The following is a 21,973-nucleotide window of genomic DNA, read 5'->3' on the forward strand; positions in this document are numbered from 1 at the left end:
GGGGAGCAGGGGAGCAATAAAGAATCTTTCTCCTTAGACTTCCTACTTCTTGAGTGACCAAATAATTACGAATTACGAATTACGAATTACGAATTATGTTGGCCACTTTCCCTACCAAGCTTACGGAGCCGAGCTTCCTGCGGACAAGTTACCCTTTAAAGTGCGCGAAAGTTCTGGAGGCAAGCTGCCTGATGGCTGCGGCGGGCGTCGATGCAGCACAATGTTTTGAGATGAAATTCCCTCTAATTTGCCCAGTTTTACCAAAGCTTGATGAATCATCACCGCTACTTCAGCCCGACTAGCTACTTTGTTAGGAGCAAGGACTTGTGGATTTGGATAGTTAACTACTAGACCATTGGCTGTAGCAGCAGCTATTTTGCTAGTAGCATAAGTTGGAATATCTTTAGCATCTTTATAGACACTTAAAATCTGATTTGGGGAAGTGGGTGCTTTCAAATTTAACCCACTGACAAGGGCAACTAAAACTTGCACTCGTGAAATATTTTGTTGTGGTTTGAAGGTTTTTTGAGGATAGCCTTTGAGAAATCCGGCACTGATGGCTTGGTCAATTGCTGGAGTTGCCCAGAATTTTGTCGGTATATCTTGAAATGCGATCGCAGTCTTAGACAGTTCTTTATCAAAGGCTTTTTGCAGTATTGCAGCAAATTCGGCGCGGTTTACAGGCTGATTTGGTCTAAAAGAATAATCAGGAAACCCCTTAAGAATACCACGGGAAGAAAGAACATCTATAAAACGCCGACCCCAGAATTTATTGGGGACATCGTTAAATGCAATTGGTGGCGGAATGATTGATTTTTGTTTTGCCGGAATTACTAAAGGCAACGCTGATGATTTAATTGATGAGTCAAGGACTGCTGAAGAAGATACAGGTGTCTTTGGTTGTGGGGATTGAGTTGGAGTTATCTGAGCAGATGGTAACACTGGGCTGTTAGTCGGAAATGAAAGTGTCTTGGGTTCAACAACAGCCTCAGGTGGAGAATAGGGCAAAACATTGTTGGAGATTGCACTTGGTTCTACCTTAGGAGTAGGGGAGGGCAATACTTGATTTGGTTGAACGCTAGAAGACGGGGTGGAGGAAGGCGACAGTAGCCCGTTTAAGTTCCAGCTAGAATCCCTGCGGGACAATGACCAAAAAAGAATCGCTCCGATAGTGGCGAAGGCAACCAAAATGGCTATAAATTCATCAAAGCCAAGGGCAGTTCTTTGAGATGACTCCGGTTCAGAAGGAGGTCTATTTGTCATCGTAATTACCCTGCTAGCAGTAAAATTTGTATCTAAACAAATTAAGCCATAGATGACTCTTTTACACCACCCCTTTTTGGGCATCTTGTCATGTATTTTAAACAGTAAAGCCAATAATTCGTTTCATCCCCTTCAAAATTAAGTTTCAACTCTTCTTAAATTGGCAAAGGTAAGGATAACTTAACTCAAAATCTGTGTTAAATCCAGGACGAACCCAGGCAATACATTCTCTCCTGATAAACTAGTAGGCGATTGCAAAACCTCAACATCCTGTCCTGGGCGGTAGATTTCCACCTGTTGGTTTTGGGGGTCAATCAGCCAGCCTAAACGCACACCATTGTCAATGTACTCCTGCATTTTTTCTTGCACACTCTTTAAGCTATCTGAAGCAGAGCGTAATTCTACCGCAAAATCGGGAGCCATCGGTAGGAATCTGGCGGGGTCTGGATTCAGGGCTTCTAATCGCTCCTGGCTCACCCAAGATGCATCAGGAGAACGGTTTGCACCATTAGGGAGTTTAAAACCTGTTGAAGAGTCAAAAGTCAAACCTGTGCCATCAGCGTCAGCCCAATTACCTAAGCGCTGTGTCAGTTTACTATTCCGATTTCCGCTTTCCCATCCAGTTGGTGGCATGATAATTAATTCTCCCTCTGCCGTGCGCTCAAGTCGCAAATCTCGATTATTTTGACAGAGTTGGAAGAATTGCTCATCTGTTAACTCAATGGTGGGGCTGAGGTTAAAAATTAAGGCAGTCATAGTCGCCTCTCAATCTTGCTTTGCTAGTTACATCTTAACTACTCGGTGTCACCAAAGGCTTAATATATGCTTGGAGAATATGTTTAAGTAGAGCGGCGTGAATAATTCAAGGTTTGTAGTAAGGACTTTAGTCCTAATTTGAGGGCTAAAGCCCTTACTACGAACTCATCTCAATATTTTTTACATTACTTAATCTACTTTGATTTATTCTCACCTACTTACTTACCCCTGCGATAGATGTGGTTCAAATATATCAAAACTGCTTTATTTGCGGAATTGCAGGCTGGGAAATTGAAGAATATATTCATTGATACCTAAAGTACAGGAAGTTAGGGTAACAACTAATGCCGCAGAATTATTTGCAAGAAATTAGCCGTAAAATGACTGAGAAGCTGAGATTATATCTGTCTAAAAGTCACAAAAATGCAAAAATAGCTCCTGTATTTGACTCCCAAGTTGACTTTTTATTGCAAATACTCAAGGCTACGGCAAACAGCGACGGCGATGCCAAGGCGATACACTCACTGTTGGAAGCAAACCAAGAGAAGCTAGACATGAATTTTGCCCAAGTGTTACGCAGTTGGGCAATGGCAACTTTATTAGACTTAGATACAGAATCAGCACAAAATACTGTTATAGATGTCTTGAATTTTAGCCACCAACTGCAAGACTGTTCCCTAGGGAACCGGGCGGATAATCTGGAAATTGCGATTACAGGTTATGAAATCGCGCTGACTGTTTTCACCCGCGATCGCTTTCCCGAAGAATGGGCAATAATGCAGCACAACCTGGGCAATGCTTACCTTGACTGCATCCACAAGGAAAAGGCAAAAAATTTAGAACAAGCTATCTCTTACTACCAACAAACTTTGCAAGTTTACACCCGCGATCGCTTTCCTTATGAATGGGCTACAACGCAAAACAACTTGGGTTTAGCTTACTTTTACCGTATCCAAGGAGAGAAGGCAGAAAATTTAGAACAAGCTATCTCCTGCTATCAACAAACTTTACAAGAATACATCCGCGATCGCTTTCCTTATGAATGGGCTACAACGCAAAACAACTTGGGTTTGGCTTACAGCGAACGCATCCAAGGAGAGAAAGCAGAAAATTTAACACAAGCTATCTCCTGTTACCAAAAAGCTTTGCAAGAATACACCCGCGAGACTTTTCCCCAAGATCATGCAGAAACTGCCTTTAATCAGGGTTTAGCTTACACAGACGCCAAACGTTTTACAGATGCTTATTACATTTTTAAATCTGCCATTGACACTGTAGAGTTCCTCCGGGATGAAGTTGTCTCTGGCAATGAAATTAAAAAAAATCAGGTGGAAAAATGGCATGAACTTTATCGCTGCATGGTGAAAGTTTGTCTGGAATTGGAATACTATGACCAAGTAGTTGAATATATCGAGCGTAGCAATATGCCTAACTTAGTAGAACTGCTGACAAGTCAAGGCTCACCAGAACTGTATAAGTTGCACGAAAAAATTAATAAAGAAAACCACTGTCTAGAAGCTGAAGTAAAATGCAATTTGACTGAGATATTGTGCCAGTTTCAACAATCACCTCAGAATTCATTCTGAAGCCAATAGCTAAAGTTTTCTTGGCGATCAAGTTTGGCAGTCTTGCTATAAGCACAGAAATAAGAAAATATCTAAAAATAAATTATCCATACAATAATCAATCTTTCGTCGTGACGGCGATTTATCGCGTCTCTTGCCTTAAACGAAGCGGATTGTAACACATCCTACAATAGACCTCTTGCAAATCCATGCTTAAAGTCCTTCCCAAAGAAACAGCCTCCATGCAAACACGCGATGGAGTTTACTTGGATGCAGATATCTATCGCCCCGATGCAGATGGTGAGTTTCCTGTAGTATTAATGCGACAACCCTACGGACGAGCGATCGCTTCTACTGTTGTCTATGCTCATCCTAATTGGTATGCTGCCCACGGCTACATAGTAGTAATTCAAGATGTGCGAGGACGCGGCACTTCTGAAGGTGAATTTCAGCTATTTATCAACGAAATTACAGATGGCGAAGATGCAGTCAATTGGGCAGCAAATCTACCTTCTAGCAATGGCAAAGTTGGCATGTATGGCTTCTCTTATCAGGGAATGACTCAGTTATATGCCGCAGCTAATAAACCCAGCCCTCTCATAACAATTTGCCCTGCCATGATTGGCTATGATTTGTATACCGATTGGGCTTATGAAGGCGGCGCATTCTGTTTACAAACTAATCTTGCTTGGGCAATTCAATTAGCTACGGAAACTACCCGTTTGCAAGAAGATAAAACAGCTTATCAAGCCTTGTTTGCCGCTTCTCGTAATCTGCCTTTAACTAATCCAGAAATTCTCCAACAACTTGCCCCTAATTCGTTTTATCATGATTGGGTAGCCCATTCTCAACCAGATACATACTGGGAAAAACTTTCGCCCAAACACCACTTGCAAACTGTCGATTTGCCCATGTTCCACATCGGAGGATGGTTTGATACCTACCTGCGCGGCACTCTACATTTATATAAGGATATGGCAGTTCGTAGCAATAAACCCCAACATCTATTAGTCGGGCCTTGGGCACATTTGCCTTGGGGTCGCAAAGTTGGTGAAATTGACTTTGGTGCTAAAGCGGCGAGTCCCGTAGATAAAATGCAAATCCGTTGGTTTGATCAGTTTCTCAAAAATATAGATACTGGATTGCTTCAGGAATCGCCTGTTTGCTTATTCGAGATGGGAAGTAATTTATGGCGTACTTTCCCTAATTTACCTACACCAATACATAAATCCTATTTTTTGTCAACAACTGGACTTGCTAGCATCCGAGAAGATTCAGGAACTCTTACTACTGAGAACTTAGAACTCAGCACTCATGACTATTTGGTTCATGACCCTTGGCGACCAGTTCCGGCTGTGGGTGGTCATGCAATAATTGGGGCGGGTGTATTTGAGCGATCGCATATTGATTGCCGTTCCGATGTCTTAACTTACACTAGCGAACCCCTAACAGAAGATTTACATTTGGCAGGGGATGTAATAGTAGAAATTTCGTGTACTGCCGATCAACTTAGTTATGATTTGTGTGCGGTGCTATCGCAAGTACATCCTGATGGGCGGGTGTATAATTTTACCCAAGGCTATGTACATTGTAAAGACGTTGCAATTAACGTCTCAATAAAAATTCAACTGCAACCAACTTGTGTGCGAATTGCTAAAGGTAACGCCTTGCGTCTAAGTTTAAGTGCAGCGTGTTTTCCAGCCTATGTGATGAATTCTGGTAATGGTGCAGTCATGAGTAGCGACAATTTACGCGATGCTCAGATAATCACATTAACCGTAAATTGTGGAGGTGAGGCTAATTCACATGTTTTATTACCTGCGTAGGCGTGCGTAGCTCGTTGTAGACATCGTAATCTAAACCCCAGTTAAGATGCCCATCCCACAAAACCAGCAAAATGAAATCTAATCAGCGCTGGGTTTTTGCCTTTTAAGTGCATTGAAGCCGCAAACGCTTATTTGCTAAGATTTCCAGAGCGACAACATTGAAACAGGGCAACTTCTCATCACCATGCCAACATCTACAATTGACGATAAAGACACAGCAGCTATCGAAGCCGCGAGAGTTGGGGTTGCTATATGCGATCGCTCTAGTTGGGGACGCATCCAAGTTTCTGGCGACGATCGCCTCAACTTTTTGCACAACCAAAGCACTAACAATTTTCAAATACTCAAGCCGGGACAAGGTTGCGATACGGTTTTCGTCACCTCCACAGCCAGAACAATTGATTTAGCAACCGCCTATGTTACAGAAGATGCAGTAATCCTGCTGGTTTCACCCAACCGTCGCCAGTTTCTCATGGAATGGCTAGATAAATATATTTTCTTTGCCGACAAGGTGGAATTATCTGATATTACACAATACACCAATACTTTCAGCCTCATTGGCCCAGAAAGCGACGCTGTTTTAGAAAAATTGGGTATTGGCGAACTGATCGGCCAACCTAACGGTAGTCACCAAGTATACATGATTGCTCCTGCTGAAAAAGTGCGAATTGCTGTAGGTAGTGGGTTAGTGGCTCCTGGATACACTTTAAATTTCCCATATACAGACAAAGCAACGGTGTGGAACAAATTGTTAGAGGCTGGGGCAGTAGAGATGAGCGATCGCGCTTGGGATACATTGCGAATCTTACAAGGCCGCCCCGCCCCAGATTCGGAACTCACAGATGATTACAATCCTTTAGAAGTTGGTTTGTGGCAAACAATTTCTTTTAATAAAGGTTGCTATATTGGGCAAGAAACCATTGCTCGGTTAAATACATACAAAGGTGTAAAACAATACCTTTTTGGTATCCGTCTCAGTTCCCCTACAGAAGTCGGAAGTGCGATCGTAGTTGGCGATGAAAAGGTCGGTAAACTTACCAGTTACACAGAAACCGCTAATGGTTACTTTGGACTAGGTTACATCCGTACCAAAGCTGGGGGCGTGGGCTTGAAAGTCCAAGTGGGCGAAAGTGAGGGTGAAGTAGTAGAAATCCCATTTGTTTCTCACGAGTATCCATAAACAATTCAAAGAAAAATGTCTTCATCTTTATTTCGAGTCCCGTGACAAAATTCATCTACCCAAGAAGCTAGACTGCGGGCATTAGTAGCTGGTAAATTTACTTTGCTTTTAAAGTCTTGTGGTGGATTCACATCTTTGGTGGTAATTGCTAGCGATCGCACTGGTTTGCCATTACTAGAAATCTCGGTGGTAATTGCCAATGATGCGCCCACAGGGATTCGGACAGGTGGTGCGTTGCTCTTAACCTCGGTAGCTAATGCCACAGATGGCATAGTTTTGGCTTTGCTGTTAACCTCACTAGTCATTGTCGCCGATCCTCGTGAAGGTAACTGACCAGAGTGCCAGCGTACTGGTTGATATTCCCTTAGCAAACCAGAGGATGGCGTTTTTACCGGAGTATCTGGAGCAATTTTAGTACCAAATGCAGCTATCAACTCCGGTTTGCGGGTGCGAACTACTTCGGTGGTAGCAATGAATAATGGCACAAGTTGATCGGCGCGGGGCAAGTTGGAGTCTAGAGTTTTGGCAAGAGAATAAGGCGCAATCTTGCTAGCAGTTACAACTAATGACGTATCTTCATCCTCAAAATGCTTCTCATCTGGCGACTCAATTTCAACTTGGCTTGTAGCGATAGAATCTTCTGATTTTATTAAACGTAACTCTTGATCAGGATTGAAGTTAAGACCTAAAGCGGCAACTATTTTATCTGGATCGTTATTCAGATCCAGCATAAAAGAAAGTATTTCATCAAACTGGGGTTCTAAAACAGACAATGTTGCCAAAATAAAACCGGACAAAGGACGCCGCAGACCATCATAAGTGCCCCAAATTCGCATTTTGACCAGCCAGGAAATATTTTGTTCGTAGTAAATCAGCCACTTTTGTTTTAAGGATTGACGCAGCTGCTGGATATTCATTAGATGCCTCACTTCAGTCAACAAGATTGCAGATGTCATTTGTTCTTTATCCTTTGTCCTTTGTCCTTTGTCCTTTGTCCTTTGTCAAAAGTCGGAAGCTAATGACTAATGACTAATGACTAAGGACTAATCTATTGAAAGTCCTTTTGAGGCTAACCATTCACGGTTGAATATCCGCGATTGATATCGGGAACCACTATCACATAAAATGGTGGCGATGGTATGTCCTGGCCCCAACTGCTTCGCTAGGGCAAGAGCTGCCCCAACATTAATACCCGTTGAACCGCCCATTAATAACCCATCTTTCCTCAGCAGTTGGTAAACTACCCGCAAAGCTTCTTTGTCATCGATTTGGATGGCATCATCAGCAGGCGCGCCTTGCATATTGGCTGTGACACGACCATTACCAATGCCTTCGGTGATGGAATTTCCTTCCATCTTGATTTCGCCGGTTTTGATATAGCTATAAAGTGTACTACCCAACGGATCGGCAACAACGCATTTAATTGCCGGATTTTGTTCTTTCAAGTACAATGCTACACCAGCAAAAGTACCACCAGTACCAGTTGCAGTTATCCATGCATCTATTTTACCGTCTGTCTGTACCCAAATTTCCGGCCCTGTAGTTTCGTAGTGGGCGCGGCGGTTAGCTAAATTATCAAACTGATTTGCCCAAATAGCATTTTCCAACTCAGCAGCTACTCTACCAGATAGCTTGACGTAGTTGTTTGGGTCTTTGTAGGGGACAGAAGGAACAGCCCGAACTTCTGCCCCCAGAGCTTTCAATGCGTCTATCTTCTCTTGTGATTGGGTATCAGGAATGATAATTAGGCATTTGTAGCCTTTGGCGTTGCAAATATGCGCCAGTCCAATGCCAGTATTACCAGCAGTTCCTTCTACGACAGTACCGCCGGGTTTGAGTAGACCTTTCTCTTCGGCGTCTTTGATGATGTAAAGTGCAGCGCGGTCTTTGACGGAACCACCAGGATTGAGAAATTCTGCTTTAGCGAGGATTTCACATCCTGTTTCTTCACTAAAGCTGTTTAAGCGAATCAGAGGTGTGTTGCCAACAGCGCCGACAAAGCCATTTTTAATATCCATTTTGACTGTACCTGTGTTTTCATCTATAAAAATTTTGGCTGATAACGGCCTCAGGATAGACGCTTTATCAAATATATATAACCTTTAGAATTCTTCCCTAGTACACTGTGGCGGAAGTTTGCCCACTTTTAACAAGTTGCTCAGAGCAACTTGTCTAGTTAATTAAGATAATAGGCTGGATTAGTTGGCTCATTGAGAATGCTGCAAGATTTCAGTTAAACGGAAATTTTATAGAAGTCCAGCTGACTCATACAGTCGTTTGACGATTGCTGTAATCCTTGCACCATAATCTAAATCTGCTGACCACCTCCCGGATAGCTGATCAATTAACGGCGCAATGCCACGTGTGACAAAGCGAAACCTGGGATCTACTTCTTCTCCTACCAAAGGTTCTAAATTAGCGTAAGCTTTCAAATGTTGGATGTGCGCCCTCACCCCAATTGTGGCACTTGGAAAAGATGCAGCCTCCGAACCGCCACCGATCGCACCTAAGCCGGCAAAGTTATTTTGCTCAGGTCTAATGTCGCTACCAAACCGTAAAAATCCAGTTTCTACACACATTTGGCAAAAGGCAATATCGTAGTTCACTCCTTCTGTACGTGCTTCTTGCTGATAAAGTTTTGGGATGTCAGGAAACTTTACTAAAGCATTTTCATTATTGTTTCTGAGGAATAATTGTAACTGCATTTCTGAGGTATTCCCGTTCGATATTATCCGGTCAATTTGACCAGAGCAAACAATCAAATTCGAGCGCAAGGTAACAGTACGAGTTGAAACATCCCAAGTGACTGCAACATTAAAATCCCGCAGTTCGATTGCTTTGATATAAACTATTTTGCGATAGGTAATCCGATTGACATTAGCTGTTTTTGTCAAATCAATCCGCAGACGGTCTACTAAATCAATGGGGATGTAAGCGTTACCATTAACCAACACTCCTTGCTCCGAGTAATTTTGTCCGTTGATGTTAATATTAATTGGTGGATAATTTGCTTCTGCCGGAGTTCCAGTTGGGTCAATTACACGACTCCAAGATACCAGTCCATCGACAATTCCCAAAGCAAAATCGCGGCGGCGAGTTTGCAGCAAAGCCCGATCCTCTGGATTGCTGAGAAACCCCACTTGCATTAACAAAGCTGGAAGCGTTGTCTGGCGACAGAATGCTAATTTACCCAATCCACTATCTGTATCTGGCTTGACTCCCCGATTTGGTAATTGAGGTACACGGCGCAACAACCCCAGTAGCACCTGTTCGGCATTGCTCCGGCGATCGCTATTGTTAACAATGTAGAAGACACTAGCCCCACGCACAGAAGGGCTGTTAGCTGTGTCAGATTGAATTTCTAGGGCGACATCACCCCGACGGCCACGGGAATTGATCCAGGTGATAGTTTGGGCGGCACTCAAATCATCGGGGACTGCTAAAATTTCAATATTTCGCGCTCTGAGTTCCGTGACAATCAAATCCCGCAACAGAATCATTTCTTTAGCTTCAGTTGTCCCACCTGCGATCGCACCAGGATCGATTCCTCCGGCTTCTTTGCCACCGTGAGCCGCCGATATAAAAATACGCCCCATATTCAGTATTTCCTCTGGTAAAACTCAGCGTTAGCAATTGTATACATCATTCTTGGTATAACAACAAGAATATAATAGCGATCAGAAGTCCTTTGTTATTTCTCTAAACTTGGGGACTGGATATTAGTACGGCACAATCAGTACTAACCCAAAGATTATGGTATGGTTGAAAAGGCAATCTACTGCTGCTCAATGCTCTTAGTGCGATCGCACCTTACAGCGATTTTCGGGTAAATGAACCACATTGTTTTTATCTCACGCAAAGGCGCAAAGGCGCAAAGAAGAAGATTGTGGTCTAAATACATGAAAACTGCTGTAATATTTCAAGTTTGCGCGTTCCATCAAAATCTTTTTAAGTGACTGGACGTACCACACGAATTAGTTTTCCTTGCAACGGTTCTTCTGCTGGCACAGCCTCATCTATCCGTGCTGCAAATTGTTCCCAATTACGATTGTTCGTGCAAACAATAATACCGAAGTGGTTAGAATCACGACGATGCAAACGGATAAAATCATTTCTGTTGATAGTTAATATCGAGCGTTTTTGACTTGTAGCAAATGCCAGCACTGCGTTATCAGGTATACCTTGATCTGCATTTCCAGCTTCTTGGACTGTCAAAACATCATGTCCCAAAGTACGTAATAACTCCACAACTGGAAACGGAAACTGCTCGTCTGCGTAAAACCGTGCCATCGACTAGGCTACCTCATTACGCTCAATTGCCAATTCGATTTCATCGGGGTTAGCTTCTGCATATATCCAAGCATTAGCTAAATCTGTAGCTGTAATGGTTGGATAGCTCATCAAAAGGTCAGCATCACTATATCCAAGACGGCGAGCTTCCACAAGTACCCAGATGGGAATACGAGTTTTAGCGATGCGAGCTTCTCCACCACAGACTCTAGGAGTTTTCTCGATTCCTTGCCAATTGCTGCCAAGACTTTGAGCAAGTAACTGTATAGCCTGAACTTTTTCACTAGGACTGAGGGCAAGAAGTTGTTGTTTTAACTCTTTGAGTGTCACGGACGTAAATCCTCTAATGTTTTCTCAAGCTACATATACAATTTTATCAATTGCTAGCTTTATTCGAGTTACCATCCGAATAGGTTGACTCATATATAGCAATCCTATTTGAGTTGTAAAATTAGTCGTGGAGGCAGGCAATAGGCAATAGGCAATAGATTTTTTTCATGAATGATTTAGGATTGCTATAGGACTCACATTTGATTTTTGAAAAAACTCCGTACAATTCAAAGAGCATTCTTTCCCTTTGCCTCTTGCCTCTTGCCTGCCTACACAGATAAGTTCAAAAATAAAATTGGATTGCTATATCTTGCACCTAACCGAATAAACCCGGAAAAGCAAAATATAATCAATTATGAATAATGACTAAATATGCAAATCCCCCGCTTGCACCCAGACACAATTGAGGAAGTTAAACTACGAGCTGATATTGTAGATGTTGTCTCGGAATACGTAGTTTTACGCAAACGTGGAAAGGATTTTGTCGGTTTGTGCCCCTTCCACGATGAGAAAAGTCCCAGTTTCACTGTTAGCCAAACCAAGCAAATGTACTATTGCTTCGGCTGTTTAGCTGCGGGAAATGCTATTAAGTTTGTGATGGATTTGGGAAAGCGCTCTTTTCCTGAGGTTGTGCTGGATTTAGCACGACGTTACCAAGTACCTGTACAAACCCTCGAACCAGAACAACGCCAAGAATTACAGCGTCAGCTATCTTTGCGTGAACAATTATATGAAGTTTTGGCAACGTCCGCCCAGTTTTATCAACACGCCCTCAGACAATCCCAAGGACAAAAGGCAATTCAGTATTTGCAATCTAACCGCCAACTCAAAGAAGAAACCATACAGCAGTTTGGTTTAGGTTATGCCCCCGCAGGTTGGGAAACGCTGCATCGGTATTTAGTAGAAGATAAACATTTGCCCGCGCAACTGCTGGAAAAAGCGGGATTGATTAAACCACGCAAGGAAGGGGGCGGTTATTATGACGTGTTCCGCGATCGCTTGATGATTCCGATCCGCGATGTTCAAGGGCGCGTCATTGCCTTTGGTGGTAGAACTCTCACCGATGAACAACCCAAATATTTAAATTCCCCAGAAACGGAACTTTTTAGTAAAGGTAAAACATTATTTGCCCTTGATCAAGCTAAAAGTGGGATTTCTCAACTCGATCAAGCGGTGGTGGTAGAGGGATATTTTGATGCGATCGCTCTCCACGCTGTTGGTATTAACAACGCCGTTGCTTCCCTTGGTACAGCCTTAAGTTTAGAACAAGTTCGGCTCGTATTACGCTACACCGAATCGAAACAATTAGTACTTAATTTTGATGCTGATAAAGCCGGAACAAATGCCGCAGAACGAGCGATCGGTGAAATTGCCGAACTAGCATACAAGGGCGAAGTCCAGTTAAAAATTCTCAATCTACCCGATGGCAAAGATGCTGATGAATATTTGTATGCTCACACATCAGAAGATTATGGAGAACTGCTAGCAAATGCTCCGCTTTGGCTAGACTGGCAGATTCAACAAACTATTAAAGATCGCGATTTAAGACAGGCTACTGATTTTCAACACGCAACTCAGCAATTAGTCAAATTACTTAAAAATATAGCTAACAGCGATACACGAAATTATTATGTTTCTTATTGTGCGGAAATACTCAGCTTGGGAGATACCAGACTTATACCCCTAAGGGTCGAAAATCTGTTAACTCAAATTGCTCCGGCTGCGGCTACATATTCTAAGCCAGTGTCAGCAAAGAAAGCATGGGGAGATAATAAACTTTCCCCACCCCCTATAGATCGCAGTCTTTTAGAACACGCAGAAGGCTTGTTACTAAGGATTTACTTGCATTGTCCTGAACAGCGTCAAGCAATTATTGACGAACTAGAAGAACGAGATTTGCAATTTAGTCTTTCCCACCACAGATTTTTGTGGCAACAGATTTTAGAAATAGCGGTGGAACAAGTAGATTTAGTATCAACGATGCAAGATAGATATCTAGAATCGGCTGAAGAATTGGGATTAGTGTCGCATCTTTTTCATCTAAACGAGAAATGGAAGAAAGAAATACTTCGGACTCCGCAAGTGGTTCAAGCTGCGATCGCTTGCATGGATCTGGTAATGCTTGAAAAACGCTATCGTCACTTTTTGGAACTATGGCAGCAAACCGATCCAGAAGCTGAACCGGAGAAATATCAATTCTATTATCAAGCTTTCTACGCCGCAAAAATCAAGCTTCAGAAAATAGACCGACAACGGCTATTTTCGATTACAGAGTTGTTGTAACTTGTCATTTGCGATGCCTACCGTGGTAAACTACGCACTTTCCCACAGGCGATCGCTTGGGTAAGCTCTTGGTTCATAATTATCTCTAGCTGGAGTTCTTATTTAGGGCTTGCTGAAAAAGAAAGAAAAGGTGGCAGTCTCTAGATTATCAGACCAATTTAGTGCTTTTTTATGACTTTTTCAGCAGCCCCTAACTAGAATTATTCTGAAAGCAAGCTGGGAGAAGTCAGTACAAAAACATCCCAACTTCCTTGAGCATCAGTTTTTGGTTTTATGGGATTGGCGAAGTGGAAGAATTCATGGTCATTCACTAATAAAAGTTCTCCTGGATTTAGAACTTTGCTAAACACAGGCTTTTCTTTTTTAGCAGTATAGAGATGTGTTTCTCCACCTTGAATATTATCTCTATCTACTGAGAAGATGCCAATAAAATCAGTACCATCTTGATGGATACCTTCAGGTGCTGGATTACCTAAATTATCTGGCGAACAAATAATTCTAATTTGATGAACTCCAATTTCACCTTCAGGATGAAGTTTACAAGAATCACTAAATGCTAAGACAAGATTTCTGAAAATATCAAGTTCTATAAGTGCATCATCTAATTCTGCAAACTCTCTTTTTATGTCACCCACTAATGGATTATACTCTTTACTTTGAGAGAAGTAGCCATGAGGTAATTTGATTAACTGATTTCCAGAAACTGTGAACCGAGATAATCTTCTCGAACGATAGTTGCCTTTGATATAAGGATCAATAGGCATATTACTAAAAAATGGCTTGAAACCTTTTGGATTTATCGAATTTACCTTTCTCAGAGTAAACAGAAAAGCATATTCTAATTCCGTTGATATCCCCACTTTTTGCATAGGATTTACCTCCTTGCACGTTAAAATTCTCCCGGATTTTTTATGGGAGGCTTATAATACTTAGTATATGCTACTTATTATTAATATGTTGTCAAATTGACTACAAAAGTTGACACTTTGTGATATGTAAGGTTGCTCAAATTCTCTCACAGGGCGTAATAATGCTCATGGGTGTATGAGTGCTGCTGAAAAGATTTGCTGATAGGGGTTTAGTGGGGAACGAATGGACGTATATTTACTAGCAGCAACAAGGTTTTAGAATGATTGACTGGCTTTATCGTTACCCACCTTTGTATCCAGGTATTCTGCTGAAACGCTATAAGCGGTTTTTTGCTGACGTTCAACTTACTTCTGGTGAGATAGTAACAGCACACTGTCCAAATACAGGGCCGATGACTGGAGTATCGACTCCCCAAAGTGCGGTACAGCTTTCCAAAAGCGATAATCTTAACCGCAAATTGGCATATACTTTAGAACTAATTCAGGTACATGACAACGAGCCGACTTGGGTAGGCGTGAATACTTTTTTGCCCAATCGGGTGGTAAAGCTAGCTTTGGTGAAACATCTTTTCCCACAATTGGGTAACTATAGCCAAATCAAAGGCGAGGTAGTTTATGGACTAGATAAAAAAAGTAGAGTGGATTTTTTCTTGACGGGGAGTGATGAGGAGCGCCCGATTTATTTAGAAGTGAAAAATACAACTTTTTCTGAGGGGAGATTAGCCCTATTTCCTGATACAGAAACTACAAGGGGACAAAAGCACTTACGAGAATTAATGGCGCTGCTACCTTTAACTCGTGCAGTGATGTTTTACTTTATCAATCGGGGTGATTGTACTGAGTTTTCCCCTGGCGATCGCACAGATCCTGTATATGGTAAATTATTACGGGATGCGATCGCTCTTGGTTTAGAAGTTTTACCTTGCCGTTTTGACATTTCCCCCGAAGGTATCCGTTATCTAGGTTTGGCAAAACTAAAAATTTGATTACATCTAATTAAGAGATATTGCAAAGCAACGTCTCTACAAGCATAAAAAATAAATCCATCTAGACAGTATCTAAATGGATTTATTGATAGTTGGTATTTACTAAAAAATATTCAACCAAACTGTAATAAAGAAACGACTATAGATAGTCGCCGCCCCACAAATAGCATTCGCTATTCTGAGGTTTGGTTATGCAGGAATCAAAACTGTGTCAATGACGTGGATGACACCGTTATCAGCAGCAACATCTGCTGTTGAAACTGTTGCATCATTAATTTTAACGCCATTAGAAGCATCAATTTTTATATCTGAACCTTCAACTGTTGTAGCTGTCTTTAGTTTAACTACATCAGCAGCCAATACTTTGCCTGAGACAACATGATAGGTCAAGATTTTCTTGAGCTTTGCAGTATCTTTCAATAATGCGTCTACTGTTCCTGCTGGAAGCTTGTTAAACGCTTCATCAGTGGGTGCGAAAACGGTGAATGGGCCAGCGCCTTGAAGTGTATCAACCAGACCAGCCGCTTGGATTGCTGCAACTAGTGTAGTGAAAGAACCATTGTTAGTGGCGGTGTCAATGATGTTAGCCATGTGTTTTACCTAGTTCTGTGTAACTTGTTACAAATCTAAACTATTTGTTTAATAAAATCTATCTATCGTTAGACGTATGTAAAATAAAATTTTTTATTGATATTATATAAAGTTATATATTTTTTATCCAATCAGAGAATTATATGTTACATACGCGGATCAGTCACAGGCATTCCTGAATGCGTAGTTTACCGCACTTCTCTGCGAGAGGCTGCGCCAACGGCAAGGCTCAGTGACCACCGCAGGCATGGCTGTTCACCAGTATCAGCACTTTTTACCAAAAAAGTTAGTTAAATAGATAGTTAAAATCATTTTGTTGGTATAAACAGGGCTTTAGATATTTAGAAGTTATTTGATAATTTTATAAAAAACCTATGTTTTATAGGTAATTCAGGGATTTTTTAGATGCGATCGCCATAGCTTTTTGTCATGATTTGTTAACCAAAAATGTTGGTAATGAGCGTATTTAACTGATATTATTTCATCACTAGATACATTTCACTTGCCGTTTGTGTAATCCTACTTGGAAATAATAAACAGCCCATCACACTAATGCTTTTAGCACTTGTGATTAGCTGTTGATTTCCAGAATTGATTATGCGTAGGACTTACGCCAAAAGCCTCTCAAACTTCCACTTCTCCATGTCTTCTGGCATTTCTGTGGTTGGTTTTTATGTTGCCTATGCGTAAGTCCTGTATGTCAAAAATGAAACTCTTTAGGTAATATTTTCCCCAAACTATAACTTTCATGAACAGAAGAAGACTTATTACTTGGATTGCCACGGCAGTTACTAGCATGATGCTGGTAATAGGCTGGCAGTTTGTCAATTTCTCACCAGCACAATCACAATCTGGAACCAACGTTAACGTGTATGCAGCTATCAGCTTAACGAATGCGCTCAACAGCATTAGAACTCAGTTTCAAAATGCTAACCCAGGTATAACTATTACTTATACATACGGTGCTTCTGGTACTTTATTGAGCCAAATACAAGCAGGAGCTCCAGCAGATATTTTCATTTCTGCTGCCAACGACCAAATAGATGTTTTGCAGAACTTGAATCCAAGTAGAATAGTTGCAGGTAGCCGTAAAAACATTGTCAGAAATCGTCTAGTTTTGATTGCCCCTACGACATCTCCTAGTCCTGGTAGTGCTGCTCTCAGTACCATCAGTGGTTTGACCAACGCCAATATTAGAGGCATTGCCGTAGGTGACTATACAGGTACTCCGCCACTTGTGCCAGCAGGGGATTATACCAGACAAGTTCTCACTACACGAGGTATTTTCAATCCTGTCCAGCCCAAATTGGTTCTTGGAAGCAATGTGCGTAACGTTTTAACTGCTGTTGAAAACAAAACTCTTTCAGGTAGGGTTATTGACGCAGGTTTTGTTTACAGCACTGATGCTCTTATTTCTAATAAGGTAAGAGTTGTAGAGACTGCCCCCACCTCAGACAGCGAGACTATTGTCTATCCACTGGGTATACTCACCAGAAGTACAGGTGCAACTCGCACAGCAGCACAGAGTTTTTCTACTTACTTAAGTGGTAGTACAGCCCGGAACATCTTCGTAAACACCTATAGATTTCTTCCGCCTACTTAATCACCACAAAGCAAATCAAGTAGTCGTTGTCGTGAATTTTAAACTATTTGGAGTCATGTCTTGTGAAGCTCACTAAAAAACTCTCAATTACTGTTTGTAGTTTGACCACTGCCTTAGTTAGTACTGCTGTGATTACCAATGCTTATAAATCAGTAGCACAAACAGAAGGAGAAGGACAAGAACTGATTACGAACGGAAGCTTTGAAAACGACCCTCTTGTAGATCCTAATGATGCCACTGCTCCAAATCCTAATGTTACAGGATGGACTAAATCTGAGCCTATCAATCCGGCGGACACACCTGGTGTTAATATATCAGGTATTAGAATCAGTAACTTTCCTAACTTTGGTAATCAAGGGTTATCGCTGAGTTCAATAATTGGATCTCCTGACCTTAGCTATATATCACAGACTATCCCTACAGTTAAGGGTCAAAACTACAAACTTACTTACTATTTCGCATCCACAGAGGAAGAACCTGATGTGAAAAATAAATTTCAGGTTTTTATTGGTGGGAAGAAGTTTGATAGTGATAAAAATACTGCTTTTCAACCATACACGCCAACAACCATATCTTTCAAAGCGAAAGGAGAATCTACAAAGATAGAGTTTCGTTACAAAGTCAAGTATGCGTTTTTATACGTGGATGATGTGAGTGTCAAATCTGTACCTTAACATTAAGGATAAAACTATCGCAGGATGACTAAACCATAGATTTCCCTTGTCTAGCTCTATAGTGTCGAGAATGCCAGTGAAATTCACCTGAATAAAAAAAACTCCATTATGAGTTCATAAAGAGATTGTCTTGAGTATATGAATCCTTATTTATATCAATAGCAAACTCTTTTAAACTAGAGTCAAATTTCAGCTTTATTGACACTACTTAGAGCCAGCATAGATGTAACTATCAACTTGTTTTGTTTGCAGTAATTTGGAACTATTTGGAGTCAAGTTTCATGAAGTTAACTAAAAAACTTTCAATAATTGCTTTTGGTTTTACTACTACCATTACTAGTACTGCTGTGATTACTGGTACTTATATTCCAGCAGCCCAAGCCAATTACAATCATAACTATGTTGTAGCTCCTAGTGACATTGTTTTTAACGGAGGATTTGAACTTGACCCCCTCGTAGATCCTAACGATCCCACCGCTCCAAATCCTAATATTACAGGATGGACTAAATCTGAGCCTGGCAATCCGGCGGACACACCTGGTATTACTATATCAGGTATTAGAATCAGTAACTTTCCTAACACTGGTAATCAAGGGTTATCGCTGAGTTCTCTAAGTGGATTTTCTGAGAGTAGCTACATATCACAGACGCTTTTTACACAACCTGGTCAGGAATACGAACTGAGTTACTTTTTAGCATCTACAGCTGAGGAACCTGACTATCTTGATAATCAGTTCCAAACATTTGTAGGGGGAGAAAATATTTTCGATCAAAAAAATATTGATTTTCAACCATACACGCCATATAAGTTCAATTTCACAGCAGACACATCATCCACAGAGTTAAAGTTTGAATTTATAGATAGACGCACATTTTTATTCTTGGATACTGTGAGTGTTAAGCCTGTACCTGAGCCATCAACTATTGGAGGAATAGCAGTTACTGCTGGTTTGTTGGGAATATGGCTGAAGAAAAAGAAGGTAATTAGTTAGAAAGCTGAGAAAATAATAGAGCGATCGCTATACCCTTTCCATAGCTCAATAAAGCTGGACTGTCTTTTTTATACTAAATAAAGCTTAGAAGTCGTCCAAGAATAACTTAAATCCCTCAAACTACTGTACGGTAGCTATGAGGGATTTGGTCATGTTCTACTAAGGGTTGTTCAGTGAATTGCACTAACTATTCATTTTTGTCTTGCCTCAAGTCAATTAGTCAAAAATGTAGTTATTTATTTCATAAAATCTATTTAGTTGTAGGTACGTTAATGTCTGGTACAGGTGGGTCGATGCCTGGTAAACTTGGGTCGTTAAGCCCACGGCGGAAGCTCTCTCCTGTTAGTGCAGTTGTTGTCAGAGTAGGAAGACCAACACGCAGATCAAAGATATAGGCAATGTATTGAAACTTAGTACGCTGAATCGCAGTTAATGGGTGAGCAGATACAGAACGGATGAAGTTGGTAGTGTCAAAATTTCCCTTTACGACCACGAGCATCATTGGTGGTGCATTACCAGCAAAACCAACTTCACCAAATCCCCAAGAAGGAAAATCAGCCACCTTTATTGGACGAGTAAGGACGACTTCTGGAGTCCCACTCAAAACAGTAAATTGGTCAGAGTTGGCAAGAGTGTAATTTAACGCCGCCTGCCCAACATCTTGTGGTGAGGCATTTGTAAGTGAGCGTCGCTTAAACAGAGAACTGTATCTTTGTGCTCTCTCAAGACGTTGTGGTGAAGGAGAATTACTTGGTGGCTGTTGAGTCAAAACACGCTGTGAGAAAATTACTCCAGTTATTATTACACTAACACCTGCTGTTAGTAACCCAGAAGTTGCTAAAAACCTTTTCATAATTTTATTTATCTAAATAACTTGAAATAATACTTTATGGACCAACGAGAATCCATTCGTAGTTAGGTTCCCCTATAGGAGCACCAACCTGTAAGCTTGGATCATCTACATTATTCACTAGCGCATTTAGTTAAAAACTTTAAAGGATCGCGACCAAAATCAAGGAGACTACCGACGATGAAATTTCCTTTTAGACCGGGTAATTTAAATATATCTTGATTCATGTTAATTTCTCGTCTTACTACGTAGATATTAGCTAAAATAACGTAGGAGTGTCAGGAGTTCAACTATAAAATCCAGTTTTTAACTCAAAAATCTGGTTTTGTAACTTGTAAATCTAGTTTTTAATTCAAAAATCTAGTTTTTAACTTAAAAATTGGCGTTGCATATTTGTGGAATGATTTAGTTCACGCAGAAACGCAGAGAGGATAGGGAGTTTTAGATTTTAATACATTAAGATTTTATTTGTTGATTTAGCAACGCTTTTTATGAATGTCAAAGTATTGGTGTCACTTTAGCTGAAAGCTAGATAACATTAGATTCTGCGTGTTTACTGTTCAGGAGTGCCAAAATGTCTAAACAGCTGGGTCAAAAAATCGCACCTACACCTATATCAAATGATATCAATGTGGTGGATTTGATTGATCAATACTTCACCGCGTACAACTCAGCACGTTTGCGAGAAATCTGTCAACTACTGAGTCGTGATGTTCTAACTGAAGGTGTCACGGTGGGAGTTAGCCTTTCCGGTGCGATGACGCCAGCAGGATTCGGGGTTTCAGCGCTTGCACCCTTAATTCGCAACGGCTTTATTGACTGGATGATTAGCACAGGTGCAAATCTTTACCACGATATGCACTATGGTTTGGGTTTTGAACTGTTCGCTGGTAATCCCTTTTTGGATGATGTGAAACTACGCCAAGAAGGTACTATCCGAATTTACGACATTATCTTTGGTTACGATGTGCTGCTGGAAACAGATGCGTTCATCCGCAAGATTCTCCAAGGTGAAGCGTTTCAAAAACGAATGGGAACTGCTGAGTTTCATTATTTACTCGGTAAGTATGTCCGGGAAGTAGAAAAGCAATTGGGTGTGCAGCATTCTTGCTTGCTAGCTACAGCGTATGAGTATGGCGTACCGATTTATACGTCTTCTCCAGGGGATAGTTCAATTGGGATGAACGTAGCAGCTTTGGCGTTGGAAGGTTCGCAGTTGATCTTAGATCCTTCGATTGATGTGAATGAGACGGCAGCGATCGCTTACAATGCCCGTGAATCTGAAGGTAAAAGTGCGGCTGTAATTCTTGGTGGCGGTAGTCCTAAGAACTTTTTGCTACAAACCCAACCGCAACTTCACGAGGTCTTAGGACTAGAAGAACGGGGACATGATTACTTTGTACAATTTACCGATGCGCGTCCAGATACAGGCGGTTTGTCTGGAGCAACCCCATCGGAAGCCGTCAGCTGGGGTAAGATTGACCCGGAAGAGTTACCTAACACGATTGTTTGTTACACCGATAGCACGATCGCTCTACCCCTAGTAACAGCATACGTCTTGAACAAGTGTCAACCTCGTCCCCTAAAGCGTCTGTACGATAGACGAGAAGCTATCTACGATAAACTACAAAAAGACTATCTAGCAGCCAAAACCCGACCATCGGATCAGATTCCAGCAGCGATGGCTGAAAATGCTTCACAGCAAACAGCGACTTATCCCTGTGGTAGGCTGATTCCGAATTAGTCAATAGGGGAGTAGAGACGGGATTAATCGCGTCTCTACTGGGGATGCCGATAGGAATATTGAAGTTTTAGTTATTCTTAACATTAATAGCGATCGCTTGAGCATAATTTGGGCATCGTGTAGGCAAGCCGCATATAGTCTTGATTTTCTCTAAACCATATTTGCAGCCAA

19 protein-coding genes are annotated in these 21,973 nt (G+C 41.4%); 9 read left to right on the top strand and 10 right to left on the bottom strand.

The window, feature by feature from the left end; all coding sequences use genetic code 11:
- Nucleotides 1-120: 120 nt before the first annotated feature.
- Together F8S12_RS12505 and F8S12_RS12510 are read right to left on the bottom strand one after the other, a co-directional pair.
- A complete protein-coding gene (locus tag F8S12_RS12505; protein WP_196516601.1) occupies nucleotides 121-1,263 on the bottom strand; it encodes an S-layer homology domain-containing protein in 1,143 nt (380 codons plus the stop codon).
- A 180-nt stretch (nucleotides 1,264-1,443) separates the two neighbouring features.
- Nucleotides 1,444-2,019: a Uma2 family endonuclease gene (locus tag F8S12_RS12510; protein ID WP_196516602.1), complete on the bottom strand. Its 576-nt coding sequence runs from the start codon at nucleotides 2,017-2,019 to the stop codon at nucleotides 1,444-1,446.
- A 344-nt stretch (nucleotides 2,020-2,363) separates the two neighbouring features.
- Here F8S12_RS12510 and F8S12_RS12515 point away from each other — a divergent pair, with 344 nt between their 5' ends.
- The 3 genes from F8S12_RS12515 to ygfZ all read left to right on the top strand — a co-directional run bounded on the left by F8S12_RS12515 (nucleotide 2,364) and on the right by ygfZ (nucleotide 6,590).
- Nucleotides 2,364-3,605, top strand: coding sequence for a tetratricopeptide repeat protein (locus F8S12_RS12515; protein WP_196516603.1), 1,242 nt, complete (start codon nucleotides 2,364-2,366; stop codon nucleotides 3,603-3,605).
- 188 nt (nucleotides 3,606-3,793) lie between these two features.
- Nucleotides 3,794-5,410, top strand: a complete 1,617-nt coding sequence (locus F8S12_RS12520; RefSeq protein ID WP_196516604.1) for a CocE/NonD family hydrolase — start codon at nucleotides 3,794-3,796, stop codon at nucleotides 5,408-5,410.
- A gap of 184 nt (nucleotides 5,411-5,594) precedes the next feature.
- Nucleotides 5,595-6,590: a CAF17-like 4Fe-4S cluster assembly/insertion protein YgfZ gene (gene ygfZ / locus F8S12_RS12525; RefSeq protein WP_196516605.1), complete on the top strand. Its 996-nt coding sequence runs from the start codon at nucleotides 5,595-5,597 to the stop codon at nucleotides 6,588-6,590.
- A 5-nt stretch (nucleotides 6,591-6,595) separates the two neighbouring features.
- Here the strand turns inward: ygfZ and F8S12_RS12530 are convergent, their stop codons facing one another.
- The 5 genes from F8S12_RS12530 to F8S12_RS12550 form a co-directional block, all read right to left on the bottom strand.
- On the bottom strand, nucleotides 6,596-7,546 hold the full coding sequence (locus F8S12_RS12530) for a DUF5331 domain-containing protein (protein ID WP_230967977.1): 951 nt from the start codon (nucleotides 7,544-7,546) through the stop codon (nucleotides 6,596-6,598).
- Nucleotides 7,547-7,633: 87 nt separating this feature from the next.
- On the bottom strand, nucleotides 7,634-8,608 hold the full coding sequence (locus F8S12_RS12535) for a cysteine synthase A (protein WP_196516606.1): 975 nt from the start codon (nucleotides 8,606-8,608) through the stop codon (nucleotides 7,634-7,636).
- Nucleotides 8,609-8,836: 228 nt separating this feature from the next.
- Nucleotides 8,837-10,186 (bottom strand): hormogonium tapered terminus morphoprotein TftA, encoded by a 1,350-nt coding sequence (tftA, locus tag F8S12_RS12540; RefSeq protein WP_196516607.1) that lies wholly within the window; start codon nucleotides 10,184-10,186, stop codon nucleotides 8,837-8,839.
- 352 nt (nucleotides 10,187-10,538) lie between these two features.
- Nucleotides 10,539-10,880, bottom strand: a complete 342-nt coding sequence (locus F8S12_RS12545; protein ID WP_196516608.1) for a DUF5615 family PIN-like protein — start codon at nucleotides 10,878-10,880, stop codon at nucleotides 10,539-10,541.
- 3 nt (nucleotides 10,881-10,883) lie between these two features.
- Nucleotides 10,884-11,210: a DUF433 domain-containing protein gene (locus tag F8S12_RS12550; RefSeq protein WP_196516609.1), complete on the bottom strand. Its 327-nt coding sequence runs from the start codon at nucleotides 11,208-11,210 to the stop codon at nucleotides 10,884-10,886.
- A 372-nt stretch (nucleotides 11,211-11,582) separates the two neighbouring features.
- Between F8S12_RS12550 and dnaG the strand changes: the two genes are divergently transcribed.
- Nucleotides 11,583-13,493 (top strand): DNA primase, encoded by a 1,911-nt coding sequence (gene dnaG / locus F8S12_RS12555; RefSeq protein ID WP_196516610.1) that lies wholly within the window; start codon nucleotides 11,583-11,585, stop codon nucleotides 13,491-13,493.
- Between the two features lie 200 nt (nucleotides 13,494-13,693).
- Here dnaG and F8S12_RS12560 read toward each other — a convergent pair whose 3' ends face one another.
- Nucleotides 13,694-14,362, bottom strand: coding sequence for a 2OG-Fe dioxygenase family protein (locus F8S12_RS12560; protein WP_196516611.1), 669 nt, complete (start codon nucleotides 14,360-14,362; stop codon nucleotides 13,694-13,696).
- 260 nt (nucleotides 14,363-14,622) lie between these two features.
- On the opposite strand from F8S12_RS12560, the gene sfsA reads away from it, so the two are divergent.
- Nucleotides 14,623-15,348 (top strand): DNA/RNA nuclease SfsA, encoded by a 726-nt coding sequence (gene sfsA / locus F8S12_RS12565; protein WP_196516612.1) that lies wholly within the window; start codon nucleotides 14,623-14,625, stop codon nucleotides 15,346-15,348.
- A gap of 189 nt (nucleotides 15,349-15,537) precedes the next feature.
- Here sfsA and F8S12_RS12570 read toward each other — a convergent pair whose 3' ends face one another.
- Nucleotides 15,538-15,939 (bottom strand): fasciclin domain-containing protein, encoded by a 402-nt coding sequence (locus tag F8S12_RS12570; protein ID WP_196516613.1) that lies wholly within the window; start codon nucleotides 15,937-15,939, stop codon nucleotides 15,538-15,540.
- 748 nt (nucleotides 15,940-16,687) lie between these two features.
- On the opposite strand from F8S12_RS12570, the gene modA reads away from it, so the two are divergent.
- From modA to F8S12_RS12585, 3 genes are all read left to right on the top strand, one after another.
- The gene (modA, locus tag F8S12_RS12575) at nucleotides 16,688-17,542 is read left to right on the top strand and encodes a molybdate ABC transporter substrate-binding protein (protein ID WP_230967978.1); all 855 of its coding nucleotides are present in this window, start codon (nucleotides 16,688-16,690) and stop codon (nucleotides 17,540-17,542) included.
- 62 nt (nucleotides 17,543-17,604) lie between these two features.
- The gene (locus F8S12_RS12580) at nucleotides 17,605-18,216 is read left to right on the top strand and encodes a DUF642 domain-containing protein (RefSeq protein WP_196516614.1); all 612 of its coding nucleotides are present in this window, start codon (nucleotides 17,605-17,607) and stop codon (nucleotides 18,214-18,216) included.
- Between the two features lie 281 nt (nucleotides 18,217-18,497).
- Nucleotides 18,498-19,208: a PEP-CTERM sorting domain-containing protein gene (locus tag F8S12_RS12585; RefSeq protein ID WP_196516615.1), complete on the top strand. Its 711-nt coding sequence runs from the start codon at nucleotides 18,498-18,500 to the stop codon at nucleotides 19,206-19,208.
- 250 nt (nucleotides 19,209-19,458) lie between these two features.
- Here the strand turns inward: F8S12_RS12585 and F8S12_RS12590 are convergent, their stop codons facing one another.
- On the bottom strand, nucleotides 19,459-20,061 hold the full coding sequence (locus F8S12_RS12590) for a hypothetical protein (RefSeq protein ID WP_196516616.1): 603 nt from the start codon (nucleotides 20,059-20,061) through the stop codon (nucleotides 19,459-19,461).
- A gap of 571 nt (nucleotides 20,062-20,632) precedes the next feature.
- On the opposite strand from F8S12_RS12590, the gene F8S12_RS12595 reads away from it, so the two are divergent.
- Nucleotides 20,633-21,802 (top strand): homospermidine biosynthesis protein, encoded by a 1,170-nt coding sequence (locus F8S12_RS12595; RefSeq protein ID WP_196516617.1) that lies wholly within the window; start codon nucleotides 20,633-20,635, stop codon nucleotides 21,800-21,802.
- Nucleotides 21,803-21,973: the final 171 nt, after the last annotated feature.

This window comes from Nostoc sp. WHI, assembly GCF_015714725.1.
Classification (GTDB): domain Bacteria; phylum Cyanobacteriota; class Cyanobacteriia; order Cyanobacteriales; family Nostocaceae; genus Nostoc.